This window comes from Actinomadura flavalba DSM 45200 (assembly GCF_000374305.1).
Classification (GTDB): Bacteria; Actinomycetota; Actinomycetes; order Streptosporangiales; family Streptosporangiaceae; genus Spirillospora; species Spirillospora flavalba.
Window position 1 is genome coordinate 1 of record NZ_KB894099.1, and the last position, 17,429, is coordinate 17,429.

A 17,429-nucleotide genomic window follows, 5' to 3' on the forward strand; every position below is an offset into this window, starting at 1 on the left:
TCGGGGGTACGGCCCGGAACAATCCGGACCGCTATAAAGGCACTGGCTTTTAACACGCTGTTGAGTTCTCAAGAAACGGACACCCACCGCGCTCCACCCGCTTGCGGCGGGTCTCGCTCCGGGGCGACTCGTGTACTTTATCGAATCCGCTCCGGCTGTCAATTCCGGGGCTTCTCCGATTCCGCCGGTTCCGTTCCGCTTTCGCGGCCCTTCCCCTGCGGCTCCGCTATTTCACCAGATCCCGCCCGATTGTCAAACCGAGCCATTTCCGATGCCACCGCAGTATCGAGGACACGGTGGAAACCGTGTGATCGACTTCGTTGGTGGACCCCCGGGCCGGCCGCCGTCAGGCGTCCTGCTCCCCGTGGGGCGAAGTGAACAGTATGCCCATGTGCCACCGGCGTCAAACCGAACGGCGCAGAAAATTCTGCGTGTCGCGCTCGGCGTCGCCGCCTGACGTGGCGTCGCGGCACCTTCGTGCCGCTCCCGTGGCTCCCCTGCCCGCACGAACGTGCGGCTGAGACGGTCAGCGCGTGCCGTCGAGAGAGTCCTTCGACGCTCCGGGGAGCGGGAATCTCATCTCCGGCGGGCGCGCCGTGCGGTGTGCCCGGTACTGAGTCCAACGGGCGGCACTCGCGCGGTGTTCCCGGTTCGGCGGCCTTTGCCGACCGGTGTTGCTGACCTTGCGGCAAGGCGACCGTTTCCTGCAAGACAGTCCCCGGCGCAGTCCCCCAGGCTGAGGACATGAGCTACGACGTCGACGCCGCACGGCGGTTCACGACCGCGCACGCACGCCAGCTCGACCGGCGCCGGTTCGCCGCGCTCCTGGGGGAACCCGATCCGGCCGCGCTGCTCGCCGCCCTCAACGCCCACCGCAACCCGGACGGCGGTTACGGCCACGCCCTCGAACCCGACCTGCGCGCCCCCGAAAGCCAGCCCGCCGGAGCGCAGCACGCCTTCGAGACGTTCTCCGAGTTCACCGGCGGCGCCGCCGAGGCGCGCGCACTGGCGGACTGGCTCGCGTCCGTCACGCTGGCGGACGGCGGCCTGCCCTTCGCCCTGCCCCTCGTCGACGCCACGGCGTGCGCGCCGTTCTGGACGGACGCCGACCCGGCGGTCTCCTCGCTCCAGATCACCGCGATGACCGCCGCGCACGCGCACCGCGTCCCCGCCGTCGCGGACCATCCGTGGCTCGCCCGCGCGACGCGGTACTGCCTGGACGCCATCGCGGAGCTGGACGAACTCCCGCACGCCTACGTCCTGGCGTTCGCCGTCCGCTTCCTGAACGCCGTCCACGCCACCGCGCCCGAGGCGCCCGGCCTCCTCGCCAAGCTCATGGGGTTCGTCCCGGCGAACGGACGCCTCGCCGTCACCGGCGGCCTGCCGGACGAGACGCTGCACCCGCTCGACCTCGCCCCGCGCCCGGACGACCCGTCCGGCCGCTTCCTCGCCGCCGGCCTCGTCGCCGCCGACCTGGGGCGGCTCGCGTCGGGGCAGCGCTTCGACGGCGGCTGGACGGTCGACTACGCCTCCTACTCCCCCGCCGCCGAGCTGGAGTGGCGCGGCTACGCCACCGTCAACGCGGTCGCCGTGCTGCGCGCCCACGGTCAGGGCTGAACGAGGAACCCGCCGACGAACACGACGCCACCGGCGGCGACCCAGGCGAGCGCGGCGACGACGAACGGCAGGAACGCCCACCGGCGCAGCGCCACGACGCCGAGGACGACGCCCAGCGCGGCGAACGGCGTAGACGCGGCGATGACGAGGCGGAGGTCGCCGGAGCAGGACGGCCCGCTCTCGGCGCAGAACGCGTCGTCGGCCCACCCGCCGAGCGTGGACAGGCCCCAGAGCAGGGCGAGCAGGACGTACCCGACCGCCGGGAGGGCCGGGGAGATCCCCCGGTCGCCGGACGGCCGCGCCAAGACCCGCATGGGCGCGACGCTACTCCGGCGACCGGCGCGGGGGAACCCCGCTCAGATGATCTCCTTGGACTCGTGCAGCGCGAGGTCCATGGCGATGGCCCCGGCGACGGCGAGGGTGCGCAGCGGCTCGGGGACGTCGGCGGAGATCTCGACGTCGTACTTGTCGGACGTGGTGAGCAGGTGCGTCAGCACGCCGGAGAACCGCTTGCGGATGACGGCGACCTGCTTGCCGTCCGCGTCGGCGATGGTGAAGTTGCGGCGGGACAGGTCACCGACGAGGCCGCCGATCTTGGCGTCGTCGCCGTCGCGGAGCGCGAACGTGCGCCCGGCGTGCAGGGTGTTGTAGGTGCCGACGGTCGTGCCGTCGGGGCGGCAGACGCGGATGAGGGTGCGTCCCTCGGGCTTGTCGATGACGAGGAGCGGTTCGCCGCCCGCGTCGGAGATGACGACGCCGCGCGCGTCCAGGTTGGACTTGCCGGGGAAGACGGACTTGAGCGTCTGGGCGCGGCTCTGCGCGCTGTTCTCCTCGGCGGTGGCGAGCAGGGTGCCGTCGCCGTCGCTGACCTTGTAGCGGACGCGGGCGGACGGGCCGCGCCGGGGTTGTTCGACGCGCAGGACGGGAGAGGTGAAGAGTTCGCTCACCCGGGCGATCCTGCCAACTCCGCCGGGCGTTGCCAAAGGCTCTGGGGAAACCGGTCGTCCGGAATGCCGAGAGGGGCGGCCCCGGAGTGGGGCCGCCCCTCTGCGCACGGCGTGTGCGCGGTGGTCGGGGACCTGGTCAGAAGTCCATGCCGCCGGCGCCGTCGGGCATGGCCGGGGCCGGGTTCTTCTCCGGCTTCTCGGCGATGACGGCCTCGGTGGTGAGGAACAGCGCCGCGATGGACGACGCGTTCTGGAGCGCCGAGCGCGTCACCTTGGCCGGGTCGAGAATGCCCGACTCGAACATGTTGACGTACTCGCCGGTGGCGGCGTTCAGGCCCTCGCCCGGGGTCAGGTTGCGGACCTTCTCCACCACGACGCCGCCTTCGAGGCCGGCGTTGACGGCGATCTGCTTGAGGGGCTCCTCCAGCGCGCGCTTGACGATGTTCGCGCCGGTGGACTCGTCACCGGGCAGTTCGAGCTTGTCGAACGCCTTGGTGCCGGCCTGGAGCAGCGCGACGCCGCCGCCGGGGACGATGCCCTCTTCGACCGCGGCCTTGGCGTTGCGGACGGCGTCCTCGATGCGGTGCTTGCGCTCCTTCAGCTCCACCTCGGTGGCGGCGCCGGCCTTGATGACCGCGACACCACCGGCGAGCTTGGCCAGGCGCTCCTGGAGCTTCTCGCGGTCGTAGTCGGAGTCGGTGGCGTCGATCTCGGAGCGGATCTGGTTGACGCGGCCCGCGATCTCGTTGGCGTCGCCGGCGCCGTCGACGATCGTGGTCTCGTCCTTGGAGACGACGATCTTGCGGGCGCGGCCGAGCTGGTCGAGCGAGGTGTTCTCCAGCTTGAGGCCGATGTCCTCGCTGATGACCTGGCCGCCGGTGAGGGTGGCGATGTCGCCCAGCATGGCCTTGCGGCGGTCGCCGAAGCCCGGGGCCTTGACGGCGACGGACTTGAAGATGCCGCGGATCTTGTTGACGACGAGCGTGGCCAGGGCCTCGCCCTCGACGTCCTCGGCGATGATCAGCAGCGGCTTGCCGGACTGCATGACGCCTTCGAGGACGGGCAGCAGGTCCTTGTTGGCGGACGCCTTGCCCTGGACGATCAGGATGTACGGGTCGTCGAGGGTCGCCTCCATCCGCTCGGGGTCGGTGACGAAGTAGGGCGAGATGTAGCCCTTGTCGAAGCGCATGCCCTCGGTGAGCTCAAGCTCCAGGCCGAAGGTGTTGCTCTCCTCGACGGTGATGACGCCTTCCTTGCCGACCTTGTCCATCGCTTCGGCGATCATCTCGCCGATCTGCGGGTCGCCGGCGGAGATGGAGGCGGTGGAGGCGATCTGCTCCTTGGTCTCCACGTCCTTGGCGAGCTTGGACAGCTCCTCGCTGACGCGCTCGACGGCGGCCTCGATGCCCTTCTTCAGGGACATCGGGTTGGCGCCGGCGGCGACGTTGCGCAGGCCCTCGCGTACCAGGGCCTGGGCGAGGACGGTGGCGGTGGTGGTGCCGTCACCGGCGACGTCGTCGGTCTTCTTGGCGACCTCCTTGACCAGCTCGGCCCCGATCTTCTCCCACGGGTCCTCGAGCTCGATCTCCTTGGCGATCGACACACCGTCGTTGGTGATCGTGGGGGCGCCCCACTTCTTCTCCAGCACGACGTTGCGGCCCTTGGGACCGAGCGTCACCTTCACGGCGTCAGCGAGCTGGTTCATGCCGCGCTCGAGACCGCGGCGGGCCTCTTCGTCGAACGCGATCATCTTTGCAGCCATAGGGCTCCGATCCTCCCGGAACAGGTGGCCTGGTTCGGATCGAGACGACGCCCGCGACGGACGGCCTCCTCCGACGGCTGCCATTCCGCCGCCGAACTGAAGCCTCATCGCCTCAACCCACGCTGTGGTTGTCACTCTCCACAGCAGAGTGCCAATGTCTGGTTTAGCACTCTACCCCGAGGAGTGCAAACCGCGCCCGGCCCGACCTGGCCTGATGCCCGTTACGTCCGTTCCATACCCGAGCTGGGACATCAGGGCCGGTCAAGCCCGGTGATGGCGGCGCCCAGGACGCCCGGTTCCGCACGTTCGAGGAAGTCGCCGGGAAAGCCGGGACGGAAGTCCGCGACGTCGTTCAGCCGGGTCAGCGCGTCGCCGGGGAGGGTGACGTCGACGGCGCCGAGGTCGTCGGTGATCTGCTCCAGCGTGCTCGCGCCGACGATCGGATGGACGCACCGCGACCGCGCCCGCGTCCACGCCAGCGCGACCTGCGCGGGCGTGGCCCCGATCTCCCCGGCGACGTCGGCGAGGGCGCGGACGGCGGCGGCCCGGTCGGGCGGCAGTTCGTCGGGGCCCTTCTTGCGGCCGATGAGGACGCCGTGCCCGAGCGGGCTCCAGGTGGCGGCGGTGAGGCCGAGGTTCTCGGCCATGGGCAGCAGGTCGCGTTCGACGTCGCGGTCGAGGAGGTTGTAGGGCACCTGGACGGCCGAGAACCGGGTGAGCCCGCGTTCCTCGGCGAGCGTGTTGGCGCGGGCGACGACCCAGGCGGGCGCGTCGGAGATGCCCGCGTAGAGGATCTTCCCGGCGCGGACGGCGTCGTCGAGGGCGCGCATCGTCTCGTCGATCGGGGTGTACCTGTCCCACATGTGGACCCAGTACAGGTCGATCACGTCGGTGCGGAGGCGGCGCAGGCTGGTCTCCAGGGACCGGACGAGGTTCTTGCGGTGGTTGCCCGCGGCGTTGGGGTCGGAGGTGTCGCGCGAGACGGTGTACTTGGTGGCGAGGACGAACCGGTCGCGGCGGCCTTGCAGGATCTCGCCGAGGATGGCCTCGCCCTGGCCGCCCTGGTAGGTGACGGCGGTGTCGAGCACGTTGCCGCCCGCGTCGGCGTAGGCGTCGACGATGCGGCGGCTCTCGGCGGAGTCGGCGCCGGTGCCGCCGAACGCCATCGTGCCGAGGAAGAGTTCGGAGACGCGGAGCCCGGTGCCTCCGAGCAGGCGGTAGCGCATGTCCCCATCATGACAACCGGGGGTGACATTCCGTGAACGGCCCCGCACGGAACGGCGCGAGCCCCTTCCCCGGACGGGCGCCGGGAAAGGGGCTCGCGCGGAACCGATCAGCCGCCCGCGACGGCCGGGATGATCGAGATCTGCGCGCCCGCGGGCGTCGCGGTGTCGAGCCCGTCGGCGAACCGGACGTCCTCGTCCCCCACGTACACGTTGACGAACCGGCGGATCTTGCCGTTGTCGTCGAGGATGCGGGCGGAGATGCCGGAGTGGTTCGCCTCCAGGTCGGCGACGACGGCGCGGAGGGTGCCGCCCTCGGCCTTCACCTCCGCCTCGCCGCCGGTGTAGGTCCGCAGGATCGTCGGAATCCGCACAGACACGGTGCTCATGCTGGGTCTCCTTGGGTTCGCGGGATTACGCGAGGTTCGCGGCGCGGAAGGCGTCGAGGGTCGGCTTGATGTTGGCCGACGGGGCGACGACGGGCGCGACGGCGTCGAGCGTCTTGAGGCCGTCGCCGGAGTTGATGATCACGGTCTCGGCGGACGGGTCGATCTGCCCGCTCTCGATCAGCTTGCGCAGCACGGAGACCGTGACGCCGCCAGCGGTCTCGCCGAAGATGCCCTCGGTGCGGGCCAGCAGCCGGATGCCCTCGACGACCTGCTCGTCGGTGACGTCCTCGACGGCGCCGCCGGTGCGGCGCGTCACGTCCAGGACGTAGGGGCCGTCGGCGGGGTTGCCGATCGCGAGGGACTTGGCGATCGTGTCGGGCTTGACCGGGCGGACGACGTCGTGGCCGCCCTTGAACGCGGCGGCGACGGGGCCGCAGCCCGCGGCCTGGGCGCCGAAGACGCGGTAGGGCTTGTCCTCGACGAGGCCGAGCTTGATGAACTCCTGGAACGCCTTGTCGATCTTGGTGAGCTGGGAGCCGGACGCGACCGGGACGACGATCTGGTCCGGCAGCCGCCAGCCGAGCTGCTCGGCGATCTCGTAGCCGAGGGTCTTGGAGCCCTCGGCGTAGTACGGGCGGACGTTGACGTTGACGAACGCCCAGTCCTCCTGCTCGCCCGCGATCTCGGAGGCGAGCCGGTTGACGTCGTCGTAGTTGCCGTCGACGGTGACGAACGTGCCGCCGTACACGGCCGTCGTGATGATCTTCTGCTGTTCGAGGTTGGACGGCACGAACACGGCGCTGCGGATGCCCGCGCGGGCCGCGGCGGCGGCGACGGCGTTGGCGAGGTTGCCGGTGGACGGGCAGGCCAGCACCTTGAAGCCGAGTTCGCGGGCGGCGGCGAGCGCGACGGCGACGACGCGGTCCTTGAAGGAGTGCGTGGGGTTGCCGCTGTCGTCCTTGACCCAGAGGCGCTGGAGGCCGAGTGCCTCGGCGAGGTTGTCGGCGCGGACGAGGCGCGTCAGGCCGGGCTCGGTGTTGGGGGTGTCGGCGACGTTCGCCGGGACGGGCAGCAGGCCCTTATAGCGCCAGATGTTCTGCGGTCCGGCCTCGATGTCGGCGCGGGTGAGGTCGCCGAACGCGTAGTCGATCTCCAGGGGGCCGAAACACTCCTCGCACGCGTAGTGCGGGCCGAGGTCGCGGCGCGCGCCGCATTCGCGGCAGACGAGCGCGGTGGCCGGTCCGAGGTTGCCGGCGGGCGTGAGCTGGTCGTTGGCAGGCGTGGTCGCCATGGCGAGGCCCTTTCTCCCCATCTTCCCTGCGCCACCTTGGTCGCAGGCCGGAGTTGGCACCATCTCCCGGCGGGCCTCGCAGGATCGCGAGCTCACGCGCCAGGTGGTTGCCGGGGCTTCAACGGGCCGGTCCCTCCACCCCTCTGGATGAGCGATATGAAGTTATGTACGCCCTATGAGGTCGTATGGGTGACTTTACAACACGACTCCGGCACGGCGAAGCGCCGGGTCTCACCCTCGAAGGCACGGTACCCCGGCGCAACCTTGATCACCCAACGGGTTTCCGGGCCTCGCGGCGGCGCCGCCGGGCCTGTGTGGGGCCGTCGTCGCGCTGCGTCGGGTCGAGGAAGACGTGGCCCACGTTCGGCATCTGCTCGCACAGCCGCCGGTCGATGTCGGTCGCCAGATCCTCGGCGTCGTCGGCGCTCAGCTCGTCCGCGAACGAGATCTTGGCGGCGACGAGGATCTCGTCCGGGCCGAAGTGCATCGTCAGCAGTTCCTCGATGCCGGTCACGCCGGGCGTCCCGGTGATGAGCGCGCGGATCTCGCGCTGCTGCTCGGAGTCGGCGGACTGCCCGATCAGCAGCTCCTTGCTCTGGCTCCCGACCGCGAACGCGACGACGACGAGCAGCAGCCCGATCGCGATGGACGCGGCGCCGTCCCACACGTCCGACCCGGTCAGCTCGCGCATCCCGAGCCCGGTCGCGGCGATGACCAGGCCGACCATGGCGGCGGAGTCCTCGAACAGCGTCGCCTTGAACGTGATGTCCGGCGAGCGCCGCACGTGGTCGACGAGGTCGCGGCCGTTCTCCCGGGTCTCCTTGCGGGCCTGGTAGAGCGCCCGCAGCCACGACGACCCCTCCAGGACGGCCGCCGCGCCGAGGACCGCGAACGCCAGCCACACCGGCCCGCCGCCGCCCTCCTTGCCGAGGATCTTCAGGACGCCCTCGAAGATCGAGTACCCGGCGCCCGCGACGAGCGTCCCGAACGCGGCCAGCAGCGACCAGAAGTAGCGCTCGTTGCCGTAACCGAAGGGGTGCCGCCGGTCGGCGGGCTTCTTGCTGCGGCTCAGCGACGCCAGCAGGAAGCCCTGGTTCAGCGTGTCAGCGACGGAATGGGCGCCTTCGGCGAGCATCGCGCTCGATCCGGCGACGGCTCCGGCGAACAGTTTCGTCACCGCGAGCGTCAGGTTCGCCGCCCCGGCGATCAGGACGGTCTTCTTGGTCTCCTCGGCGCTCATGGCGCGGGTGGCTACCCCTCACCAGCGGCGGTAATCCGCCACGCGATTTGTCCAGGGCCGACGTGTGCCGGGGGGTGCGCGCCTGAGACGCTGTGGTGCATGAGCCAAGTGCTGGTGGCGTCCAACCGCGGCCCCGTCTCGTTCTCCCGGTCCGGCGACGGCGCGCTCACCGCGCGGCGCGGCGGCGGCGGGCTCGTCTCCGGCCTGGCCGGGGTGACGGGCGGCGGCGCCGACGTGCTGTGGGTGTGCGCCGCGCTCGGTGACGCCGACCGGGAGGCGGCGCGCGCCTCCGGCGGCCGCCTCGACCTGGCCGGGCACGACACCGGCGGCGCGGCCGTGCGGATGCTCGACATCCCGGCGGGGACGTTCCAGCGCGCCTACAACGGCGTCGCGAACTCGACGCTGTGGTTCGTGCACCACCTGCTGTACGACACACCGCGCGCGCCGCACTTCGACGCGCGGGCGCGGCGCGACTGGCAGTCCTACGAGGCGTACAACGCGGCGTTCGCGGACGCGCTCGCGCGGGACGCGGCGCCGGGCGCGAAGGCCGTCGTGCAGGACTACCACCTGTCGCTGGCGCCCGCGATGCTGCGCGAGCGGCGCCCCGACCTGCGCATCGCGCACTTCTCGCACACGCCGTGGGCGCCGCCGGAGTACTTCCGGCTGCTGCCGGACGACATCGCGGCGGCCGTGCTCGGCGGGGTGCTCGGCGCCGACCACGCGGGGTTCCTGACCGAGCGGTGGGCGGCGGCGTTCCTGGCGTGCTGCGCGGAGCTGGAGGGCGCGAAGGTCGACCACGCCGCGCGGACCGTCCGGTACGCCGGGCATGTGACGCGGGTGGGGGTGCACGCGCTGGGCGTGGACGCCGCCGACCTGCGGGCCCGCGCGGCGCAGGCCGACGTGGCCGACCGGGCCGCCGCGCTGCGCGAGCGCGTCGGCGGCCGGCGGCTCATCGTGCGCGTGGACCGCACGGAACTGTCCAAGAACATCGTGCGCGGCCTGGCGGCCTACCGGGAACTGCTGCTCCAGCATCCCGGCTGGCGGGGACGGGTCGTGCATCTCGCGTTCGCCTACCCGTCCCGGGGCGACCTGCCCGAATACCGGGCGTACACGGCGGCCGTCCGGGAGACGGCCGACGCGATCAACGCCGAGTTCGGCACCGGCGACTGGGAGCCGCTGATCGTCCAGGTCGAGGACGACTACCCGCGCTCGCTCGCCGCCTTCGGCCTGGCCGACGTGCTGCTCGTCAACCCGATCCGCGACGGCATGAACCTCGTCGCCAAGGAGGGCCCGGTGCTGTCGGACCGGGGCTGCGCGCTCGTCCTGTCCCGCGAGGCGGGCGCCGCCGCCGACCTCGGCGACGACGCGCTGCTCGTCAACCCCTACGACGTCTCGCAGACCGCCGAGGCCCTGCACCGCGCGCTGCTCATGCCCGAGGGCGACCGCGCGGACCGCTGCAAGCGCCTGGCCGAGGCGGCGACGGCGCTGCCGCCGCGCGACTGGTTCGCCGGGCAGCTCGCCGCCCTGGACTGACCGGTGGACACGTTCGACGCGCTCGTCGCCGAGGCCGCCGCCGCGCCGCTGGACGGCTGGGACTTCTCCTGGCTCGCCGGCCGCGCCACCGAGCAGCGCCCGTCCTGGGGGTACGCGCGGCTGATGGCCGCGCGCCTGGCCGCCGCCCGCGCGGCGCTCGACCTCCAGACCGGCGGCGGCGAGGTGCTGGACGAGGCGCCCGCGCTGCCGCCGGTGATGGTCGCCACCGAGGCGTGGCCGCCGAACCTGGCCAAGGCCGCCGCGCTGCTGCGCCCGCGCGGCGTCGCCGTCGTCCGGCACGGCGACCCGGCGCCGCTGCCGTTCACCGACGGCGCGTTCGACCTGGTCACCAGCCGCCATCCGGCGACCGTCCCCTGGGCGGGGATCGCGCGCGTGCTCGCCCCCGGCGGCGTCTACTTCGCGCAGCACGTCGGCCCGGCCAGCGTGTTCGAGCTGACCGAGCACTTCCTCGGCCCGCAGCCGGAGGCGCGCGCCCTGCGCGACCCGGCCGCCGAGGCCGCGCAGGCGCGGGCGGCGGGGCTGGAGGTCACCGGCCTGCGCGCCGAGCGGCTGCGGATGGAGTTCGCCGACGTGGGCGCGATCGTGTACTTCCTGCGGCTCGTCGTGTGGATCGTGCCCAGGTTCTCCCCGGACGTCCACCGTGACCGGCTGCGGGAGCTGCACGAGCGCATCGCCGGTGAGGGGCCGTTCGTCGCGCACTCCACGCGCCACCTGGTCGAGGCGCGCAAACCGGGCTAGAGGACTTACCGTTCCCGGTATGACGAACGGATCTTCCCCGCGACGCGCCACCATCGTCCACGGATACGGCGCGACCCCCCGCGACCACTGGTTCGATGCGCTCGCCGCCGACCTGGACGCGGCCGGATTCACCACCGCGATCCCCGCGCTGCCCGACACCCTGACGCCCGACCCGGCGCGGTGGCAGGCGGCCGTGGCCGACGCGGCGGGCGTCCCGGACGAGAACGCGGTGATCGTCGCGCACAGCCTCGGCGCGCTGACCGTCCTGCGCCACCTGGCCGCGCTGGACGGGCCGTGGCGGCTGGGCGCGCTCGTGCTCGTCGCCGGGTTCGTGGACCGGCTCCCCGGCCTCCCGGAGCTGGACGCCTACATCGGGGACGGCGCCGACGTGACGGGCATCGCCGGGCACGTGGACCGCGTCACCGTCCTGCGGTCGGACGCCGACGCCATCGTCCCGGCCGGGCACACCGACCGTCTCGCCGGGCTGCTCGGCGTCGCGTCGCAGGTCGTCCCGGGCGCGGGGCACTTCCTGGGCGACGAGGGCGTCACCCGGCTGCCGGAGGCGTTCGCGGCGGCGCGTCCGTCCTAGCCGGGGGTCAGGTGTAGGACTCCCCAAGGGTCTGCCGGACCTGCTTGCGCGCCTCGTGGATGCGCGATTTCACCGTGCCGAGCGGCAGGCTGAGCTGCTCGGCGATCTCGGAGTACTCAAGCTGGGAGACGTCGCGCAGCACGAGCGCCTGGATGAGGTCCGGCTTGCGGGCCTCCAGGTCTTCCATGGCGTCCAGGATGTCCACCCGGGAACCCGCGATCACCGACGTGCGGCGCGGGTCGGGCCGCTGCTGCGGCAGCTCGCCGGGCTGCTCGACCGAGCGCCGCTTGAGCGAGCGGTAGGTCGAGCGGGCGGAGTTGGCGACGACTACGTGCAGCCACGTGCTGAACCGGGAACGGCCCTCGAACCGGTGGATGTTGCGGGCCACCTGGAGCAGCGCGTCCTGGCACGCCTCCTCGGCGTCCTGCCGGCAGGGCAGGAACCGCGCGGCGTGCCGCAGGACGTCCGGTTCGATCCTGCGGAGCAGCTCGTTCAGCGCGCCCTGGTCGCCCTGGGCGGCGCTGACCGCGAGTTCCTCGGTCCGTTCGTCGAATGCCATCGCCGCCAGCCCTCATGCTCGTTTCGCGCACTCACCCGGTTTGTTCGGCATGATACGGGAGTGTCCTTCCCTCCTGCCGTCGGCCGTTACCGCATCGAACGCGTCCTCGGGTCCGGGGCGTTCGCGTCCGTGTGGCTCGGCCACGACGAGGCGCTCGACTCGCAGGTCGCCATCAAGGTGCTGACCGGCAGCCTGGTCGACGACCTCGACGTGCGCAACCGCTTCCTGGAGGAGGCCCGCATCCTGCGGCGCGCCGACTCGGGGCGGCTCGTCCGCGTGCACGACATCGGGGAGCTGCCCGACCGGCGGCCCTACTTCGTCATGTCGTACGCCGACCGGGGCACCCTCGGCGACCGAATGCGCGAGCGGCCGCTGCCGGTGCCGACGGCGCTCGCCCTCGCGGAGGAGATCGCCTACGGGGTGGAGGTCATCAACGCGCTCGGGATCATCCACCGCGACCTCAAGCCGTCCAACGTGCTGTTCCAGTCCACCCGGGACGGCGGCGAGAAGCTGCTGATCGCCGACCTCGGGCTGGCCAAGGCGCTCGCGCACGCGTCCGGCGCGTTCACGCTCCCGGTGGGCACGCCCGGGTACATGTCGCCCGAGCAGGCGCGGTTCGGCGGCGGCCTCGACGTGCGCGCCGACGTGTACGGGCTCGGCGCGCTGGCGTACCACATGCTGACGGGCCGCGCCCCGGGCCATCCGCCCGTCCGGCGGCGGCCCAGCGAGGTGCGGCCGGAGCTGCCGCCCGCCGTGGACGCCGTGCTGCTGCGGGCGCTGGCCGTCGAGCGCGACCAGCGGTATCCGACGGCGGAGGCGTTCGCGGAGGCGCTGGCGGAGCTGCGGGCCGCGGCGGACGCCGCCCACGCTCCGGCCGGGCTCGCCGACCACACGGTGTTCGACGGGGTGCCGTCGCAGGCGCCCGTCCGGCAGGACGACGACGAGGAGCTGGAGCGGACGGTCGTCGATCCGCCGTCGCGGCGGCCGACTGAGCCGCCGCGAGGGACGGCGGTGTACGGCTCGCCGCCGTTCGACGCCGCGTCGCCGAACCCGTTCGGCCCCGGACCGGACGTGCCGCCGCCGCCCGGTCCGTCCGGGTTCGGCCCGCCCGGACCGCCCGGTCCGTGGCAGGGTGCCGCTCCGGCCGCGCCGCGCAAGGGGTCGCGGCGCGCGCTGCTCATCGGCGCCGCCGCCGCGCCCGCCGTCGTGCTCGTCGGCGTCCTGGTGGCCGTGCTGCTGAGCCGAGGGGGCGAGAAGCCGCCGCCGCCCGGCCCGCCCAAGCCGCCCGCCGACTTCGCCGCCGTCGCCGATCCGTCCGGGAAGATCCGGTTCGCGGCGCCGAAGGCGTGGCCGCGCGACGCCGAGGCGACGTGGGCGCCGTCGTCGGTGGGGCTCGCCGACGCGCAGCCGCGCCCGGTGCTGCGCGCGACGCCGGACGCGGCGCGGTTCAAGGGCGACGGCGCCGTGCCGGGCGTCTTCGTCGGCCTCACGACCGACGCGGCCGCCGGGAAGCTGCCGCCGCCGTCGGCCGCCGCGCATCCGCACTGCACCAAGGCGCCGCCGGAGAACTACACCTCGCCCGACCGGCGGCTCAGCGGGACGATCACCCGCTTCACCGGCTGCACGGTCGGGACGCCGTCCGTCGCCGAGATCGGCCTGCGCGACCGGGACGGTGCGTTCGGCGCGTGGATTCGCGTCAAGGAGACCGACGACCGCGCGCTCACCGGGCAGATCCTCGACACGCTCCGGCTCACCGCCCCCTGAGACCGGGCGCGCACGCCCCCACGGCTCCGGCCGTGGGGGCTTTTTCGTCTGCCCGGGAATGACTGGTTGCATCGCGAGCGTTCTCCGATATATCGTTAACACATCGACAACGATACGGAGGCACGATCATGCACGGACATCACCACGACCGCCGCGGCCCCGAGGCCCGCGGTTTCGACGGACGCGGACGCCGCGACCCGTTCGGCTTCGGACCCGGCTTCGGCCCCTTCCCCGGCTTCGGCCCGGGCGGGCCCGGCCGCGGCCCCGGCGGCCGGCGCGGCGGCGGACGCCGCACCCGGCGCGGCAACGTGCGCGCCGCCCTGCTGGCGCTGCTCGGCGAGCGGCCCATGCACGGCTACGAGATGATCCAGGAACTCGACGAGCGCACCGGCGGCGTCTGGCGGCCCAGCCCCGGCTCGGTCTACCCGACGCTCCAGCTCCTGGAGGACGAAGGGCTCGTCGCGAGCCGGGAGGAGGGCGGCAAGCGCCTGTTCACCCTCACCGACAGCGGCCGCGAAGAGGTCGCCGCCCAGCCCGCTCCCCCGTGGGAGGAGGTCACCGAGGCGGCCGGCGAGCACATGCTGCGCGGCCGGGAGGCCGTCGGGCAGTTCATGGGCGCGCTGCACCAGGTCATGACCGTGGGCAGCGAGGCGCAGCAGGCGCGCGCGCTGGACGTCGTCAACGACGCCCGCCGCCGCATCTACGGCATCCTCGCCGACGACCCCGCGGCCGAGTGACCCGCGACGACGGACGGCGCCGGACCCGAGACGGGTCCGGCGCCGTCCGGCATGCGAGGGGTCAGTTCGGGAAGGGCGCCTGGCGGGCGTACTGGTCGTCCACGTAGAGCTTCTTCCAGATGTACAGGCGCAGGTCCGAGCGCTTGACCGCGCCGGAGACCGGCAGCTCCACCGTCGACCGGACGAGATAGGACGAGCCGGGCGGCATGTAGCGGTCCTCGCCGTCGCCCTGGATCAGCGCGCCGCCCGCGAGCCGCCGCACGACCTCGTTCTTGGCGGGCGGGGTGCACATGTCCTCCGGGACGCCCGCCTGCCACATGCAGCGGCCCCGGTCGCCCGCGCGCAGCAGGTCCTTGCGCACGAACACGTCGCCCGGGTAGTCGAGCAGCACCTGCTCCTTGGTGGGGTTGCCGAGGACGTACTCGATGTAGACGGCCTTGCCGCCCGTCACGCCCGCCTGCTGGGCCGCCGCGCCCTCGTCGGCGCCGCCGGTGACGGCCGCGACGCGGTACCGGGCGCCGTCCGCCGTGGCGACGGTGACCGCGCGGCCAGCGTGCGGCAGGTTCTCGTCGCCGCCCGGAGCCGCGGCGGCGACGTCGCCGGGGGCGGCGGGTTCGTCGTCCGAGCCCGGCAGCAACAGCAGCCCGCCGACCGCGAAGACGCCGGCGATCGTCGCGGCGGTCAGCCCGGCGGCGAGCCAGCCCCGGCGGTTCGGGCGGCGCTCGGGACGGCGGTGACGCTCACTGCGCGAGCCGATGCGGACCTCGACGCCGCCGGTGTCGCGGTGCGTGCGCGGCGGGACGCGGCTCTCGTGCCGCTGCGGCTGCGCGGGCGGCACGGGGGCGCCCGCGCCGCCCCGGACGTCGCCGGGCCGCCGGGGGACCCGAGGCTGCTGCTCCACCGTGCACGCTCCCGTTCACCGATTCGTCACCGGACGGCCGTGCGGCCATCCACGGCATTTTGCCGCAAACATCGGCGCAACCGACACCCGGCCCACGGATCGCGTGCGTCACTACCTGGGCAAGCGACCGATTTGTCACCCGCGCTACAGAACTTCACGGCGAACGTGTGGAATCGGACGTAAAGGTGGACCGCGTCAAGCGCCCGGCAGCGTCCCCAGGAACGCGACCACGCCCGCCGGGCCGTCCACGACGACGTCGGCGCGCTCGGCCAGCTCCGTCACCTCCGCCGAACCGCTGCACACCTTCACCGTGGGGACGCCCTCGCCGCGCAGCGCGTCCAGCGCGTCGAACGCCGCCAGGTCGCCGAGGTCGTCGCCCGCGAACAGCACCGCCGACGGCGTCCCGCGCTCGGCCAGGAACGCGCGCAGCGCGCGGCCCTTGTCCATGCCGGGCGGGCGCAGCTCCAGCACGAAACGGCCCGGCTCGACGGCCAGGCCCGTCCGCTCGGCCAGCGCCTCCAGCAGGCCGCGCAGCCGGTCCAGCGCGACCTGCGGCTCGGCCGCGCGGCGCGTGTGGACGGCCAGCGCCAGGCCCTTGTCCTCGATGGTCACGCCGTCCGGCGCGCCCGCCGCCTTCAGCAGGTCGGGCAGCTTGGCCCGCGCCTCCGCGACGCCCGGCGGCGGCTCGGGCACCGTCAGCGTGCCCGACTCCCAGCGCTCGCGGCCGTACTGGCCGAGCACGACGAGCCCGTCGATGCCCGCCAGGTCGCCGTACTCGACCGCCTTGGCGGCCGGGCGGCCGGTGACGATCACGACGGCGCCCGCCACGGCCGCCAGCCGCGCCAGCGCGGCCGGGGCGCCGGGGTGGGCGCGGGCGTCCTCGGGGTTCTCGACGATCGGGGCGAGCGTGCCGTCGAAGTCGAAGCCGAACACGGCGGCGGCGGGAGCGGCGGCGATCGCGGCCAGGCCGGCGGCGCCGCCGGACGTCACGGTGTCAGGGGTAGCGTTCACCCCTCCAGTCTCCGGCACGTCAGGGGCGGATGCCGAGGCGGCGCGCGGCCCGCTGGCGGCGGCGCTCCTGACGCGTCCGGCGCAGCCGCTTGACCAGCATCGGGTCGTGTTCGAGCGCCTCGGGGCGGTCGATCAGCAGGTTGAGGAGCTGGTAGTACCGCGTGGCGGACATGTCGAACAGTTCGCGGATCGCCTGTTCCTTGGCTCCGGCGTACTGCCACCAGCGGCGCTCGAAGGCCAGGATCGCGCGGTCGCGCTCGGACAGGGCGCCCGCCGGGAAGGCGGTGGCGTCGTCGTCCGGGGTCGTCGTCGGGTCGGGTGCCGAGCCGTCGTTCATGATGCCGTCCTGCGGGGCCGCGGGCGTCCGGCGTGCCGCCCCTTTGGGGTTCTGGTCCCGGGCTGTCCGGGTTCGGCCGGAGTCATCGTAACGGGCGGTGGAGCGCCGTGCCCGGGAACTCGGAGCCGCTTTCGCCGGTTTAAAGTATGTAGCGTACATTCATCCATCGGACGGGGGCGTGACCGCCATGGCGCCGCACGACGACGAGGAGTCCGGCACCCTGGCCGACCCCATCCTCGCCGATATCTCGCTCGCCCTCTTCCATCTGCGGCGCGTCTGGGTGAAACCCGACCTGATGCGGCGGATTCGCGCCCAGACGGCGGGCGGACCCGGCGGGCGGCCCCTCCAGCTCTCGAACCTCATGGTCGTGCAGGCCGTCGCCGCGCTCCACCGCGACCCCGGCCAGACGCCGTGCGGCGAGGTCACGGTCGGCGCCGTCGCCGAACGGCTGGAGATCGACCCGTCCACCGCCAGCCGTCTCGTCGGGCACGCCATCGACGCCGGGCTCGTCTCGCGGCGGCCGTCCCCGCAGGATGCGCGGCGCGCGAACCTCGGGCTCACCGCCGGCGGGGAACGGGTCAAGGCGGTCGCGGAGCGGTTCCGGCGGGCCTACCTGGACGAGCTGATGGCGGGATGGACGGGCGAGGAGCGGACCGACTTCGCGCGGTTGCTCTCCCGCTTCGCGGACGCGGCCACGCAGTCGCCCATGGACCCCGACCGCGTCGACCGGATCTTCACCGAGGCGGAGATCGGCGGCGGCTGAACGGGCC

General features: G+C 73.2%; 18 protein-coding genes and 1 riboswitch. Of the genes, 7 read left to right on the forward strand and 11 right to left on the reverse strand.

Annotation, left to right across the window (positions count from 1 at the left end; all coding sequences use genetic code 11):
- Nucleotides 1-744 precede the first annotated feature (744 nt).
- Nucleotides 745-1,617 carry a hypothetical protein gene (locus C229_RS0122440; RefSeq protein ID WP_018657358.1) on the forward strand — a complete coding sequence of 291 codons (873 nt, stop codon included), beginning with the start codon at nucleotides 745-747 and terminating at the stop codon, nucleotides 1,615-1,617.
- Here the strand turns inward: C229_RS0122440 and C229_RS0122445 are convergent.
- The 7 genes from C229_RS0122445 to C229_RS0122475 all read right to left on the reverse strand — a co-directional run bounded on the left by C229_RS0122445 (nucleotide 1,608) and on the right by C229_RS0122475 (nucleotide 8,469).
- Nucleotides 1,608-1,931 (reverse strand): hypothetical protein, encoded by a 324-nt coding sequence (locus C229_RS0122445; protein ID WP_018657359.1) that lies wholly within the window; start codon nucleotides 1,929-1,931, stop codon nucleotides 1,608-1,610. The two genes, C229_RS0122440 and C229_RS0122445, sit on opposite strands and share 10 nt — an antisense overlap.
- Before the next feature lie 42 nt (nucleotides 1,932-1,973).
- Complete coding sequence (locus C229_RS0122450; RefSeq protein ID WP_018657360.1) at nucleotides 1,974-2,564, reverse strand: LURP-one-related family protein; 591 nt, start codon at nucleotides 2,562-2,564, stop codon at nucleotides 1,974-1,976.
- A 136-nt stretch (nucleotides 2,565-2,700) separates the two neighbouring features.
- Nucleotides 2,701-4,326, reverse strand: coding sequence for a chaperonin GroEL (gene groL / locus C229_RS0122455; protein ID WP_026314058.1), 1,626 nt, complete (start codon nucleotides 4,324-4,326; stop codon nucleotides 2,701-2,703).
- A 251-nt stretch (nucleotides 4,327-4,577) separates the two neighbouring features.
- Complete coding sequence (locus C229_RS0122460) at nucleotides 4,578-5,552, reverse strand: aldo/keto reductase (RefSeq protein ID WP_018657362.1); 975 nt, start codon at nucleotides 5,550-5,552, stop codon at nucleotides 4,578-4,580.
- A gap of 107 nt (nucleotides 5,553-5,659) precedes the next feature.
- On the reverse strand, nucleotides 5,660-5,938 hold the full coding sequence (locus C229_RS0122465) for a MoaD/ThiS family protein (protein WP_018657363.1): 279 nt from the start codon (nucleotides 5,936-5,938) through the stop codon (nucleotides 5,660-5,662).
- Nucleotides 5,939-5,963: 25 nt separating this feature from the next.
- Nucleotides 5,964-7,229, reverse strand: a complete 1,266-nt coding sequence (thrC, locus tag C229_RS0122470) for a threonine synthase (RefSeq protein WP_018657364.1) — start codon at nucleotides 7,227-7,229, stop codon at nucleotides 5,964-5,966.
- A gap of 14 nt (nucleotides 7,230-7,243) precedes the next feature.
- Nucleotides 7,244-7,383, reverse strand: a riboswitch (SAM riboswitch).
- Between the two features lie 114 nt (nucleotides 7,384-7,497).
- On the reverse strand, nucleotides 7,498-8,469 hold the full coding sequence (locus C229_RS0122475; RefSeq protein WP_018657365.1) for a cation diffusion facilitator family transporter: 972 nt from the start codon (nucleotides 8,467-8,469) through the stop codon (nucleotides 7,498-7,500).
- Nucleotides 8,470-8,568: 99 nt separating this feature from the next.
- Here C229_RS0122475 and C229_RS0122480 point away from each other — a divergent pair, with 99 nt between their 5' ends.
- Genes C229_RS0122480 through C229_RS0122490 form a run of 3 tightly spaced genes read left to right on the forward strand, consistent with a single transcriptional unit; the run spans nucleotide 8,569 to nucleotide 11,350 of the window.
- Complete coding sequence (locus tag C229_RS0122480) at nucleotides 8,569-10,002, forward strand: alpha,alpha-trehalose-phosphate synthase (UDP-forming) (RefSeq protein ID WP_033424691.1); 1,434 nt, start codon at nucleotides 8,569-8,571, stop codon at nucleotides 10,000-10,002.
- Between the two features lie 3 nt (nucleotides 10,003-10,005).
- Nucleotides 10,006-10,761: a class I SAM-dependent methyltransferase gene (locus C229_RS0122485; RefSeq protein ID WP_018657367.1), complete on the forward strand. Its 756-nt coding sequence runs from the start codon at nucleotides 10,006-10,008 to the stop codon at nucleotides 10,759-10,761.
- A 19-nt stretch (nucleotides 10,762-10,780) separates the two neighbouring features.
- Nucleotides 10,781-11,350 (forward strand): RBBP9/YdeN family alpha/beta hydrolase, encoded by a 570-nt coding sequence (locus tag C229_RS0122490; protein WP_018657368.1) that lies wholly within the window; start codon nucleotides 10,781-10,783, stop codon nucleotides 11,348-11,350.
- A gap of 7 nt (nucleotides 11,351-11,357) precedes the next feature.
- Here the strand turns inward: C229_RS0122490 and C229_RS0122495 are convergent, their stop codons facing one another.
- Nucleotides 11,358-11,909, reverse strand: a complete 552-nt coding sequence (locus C229_RS0122495; protein ID WP_018657369.1) for an RNA polymerase sigma factor — start codon at nucleotides 11,907-11,909, stop codon at nucleotides 11,358-11,360.
- A 60-nt stretch (nucleotides 11,910-11,969) separates the two neighbouring features.
- On the opposite strand from C229_RS0122495, the gene C229_RS0122500 reads away from it, so the two are divergent.
- Together C229_RS0122500 and C229_RS0122505 are read left to right on the forward strand one after the other, a co-directional pair.
- Complete coding sequence (locus C229_RS0122500) at nucleotides 11,970-13,673, forward strand: serine/threonine-protein kinase (protein WP_018657370.1); 1,704 nt, start codon at nucleotides 11,970-11,972, stop codon at nucleotides 13,671-13,673.
- 128 nt (nucleotides 13,674-13,801) lie between these two features.
- Entirely contained in the window at nucleotides 13,802-14,410 is a 609-nt protein-coding gene (locus C229_RS0122505; protein ID WP_018657371.1) for a PadR family transcriptional regulator, read from the forward strand.
- Between the two features lie 61 nt (nucleotides 14,411-14,471).
- On the opposite strand, the gene C229_RS33110 is transcribed toward C229_RS0122505, so the two are convergent.
- The 3 genes from C229_RS33110 to C229_RS0122520 form a co-directional block, all read right to left on the reverse strand.
- Entirely contained in the window at nucleotides 14,472-15,311 is an 840-nt protein-coding gene (locus C229_RS33110; protein ID WP_018657372.1) for a hypothetical protein, read from the reverse strand.
- 195 nt (nucleotides 15,312-15,506) lie between these two features.
- Nucleotides 15,507-16,322 carry a trehalose-phosphatase gene (gene otsB, locus C229_RS0122515; RefSeq protein ID WP_033424692.1) on the reverse strand — a complete coding sequence of 272 codons (816 nt, stop codon included), beginning with the start codon at nucleotides 16,320-16,322 and terminating at the stop codon, nucleotides 15,507-15,509.
- A 19-nt stretch (nucleotides 16,323-16,341) separates the two neighbouring features.
- Nucleotides 16,342-16,659, reverse strand: a complete 318-nt coding sequence (locus C229_RS0122520) for a DUF3263 domain-containing protein (RefSeq protein ID WP_018657374.1) — start codon at nucleotides 16,657-16,659, stop codon at nucleotides 16,342-16,344.
- A 187-nt stretch (nucleotides 16,660-16,846) separates the two neighbouring features.
- Here C229_RS0122520 and C229_RS0122525 point away from each other — a divergent pair, with 187 nt between their 5' ends.
- Nucleotides 16,847-17,422 carry a MarR family winged helix-turn-helix transcriptional regulator gene (locus C229_RS0122525; RefSeq protein ID WP_155885012.1) on the forward strand — a complete coding sequence of 192 codons (576 nt, stop codon included), beginning with the start codon at nucleotides 16,847-16,849 and terminating at the stop codon, nucleotides 17,420-17,422.
- Nucleotides 17,423-17,429 lie beyond the last annotated feature (7 nt).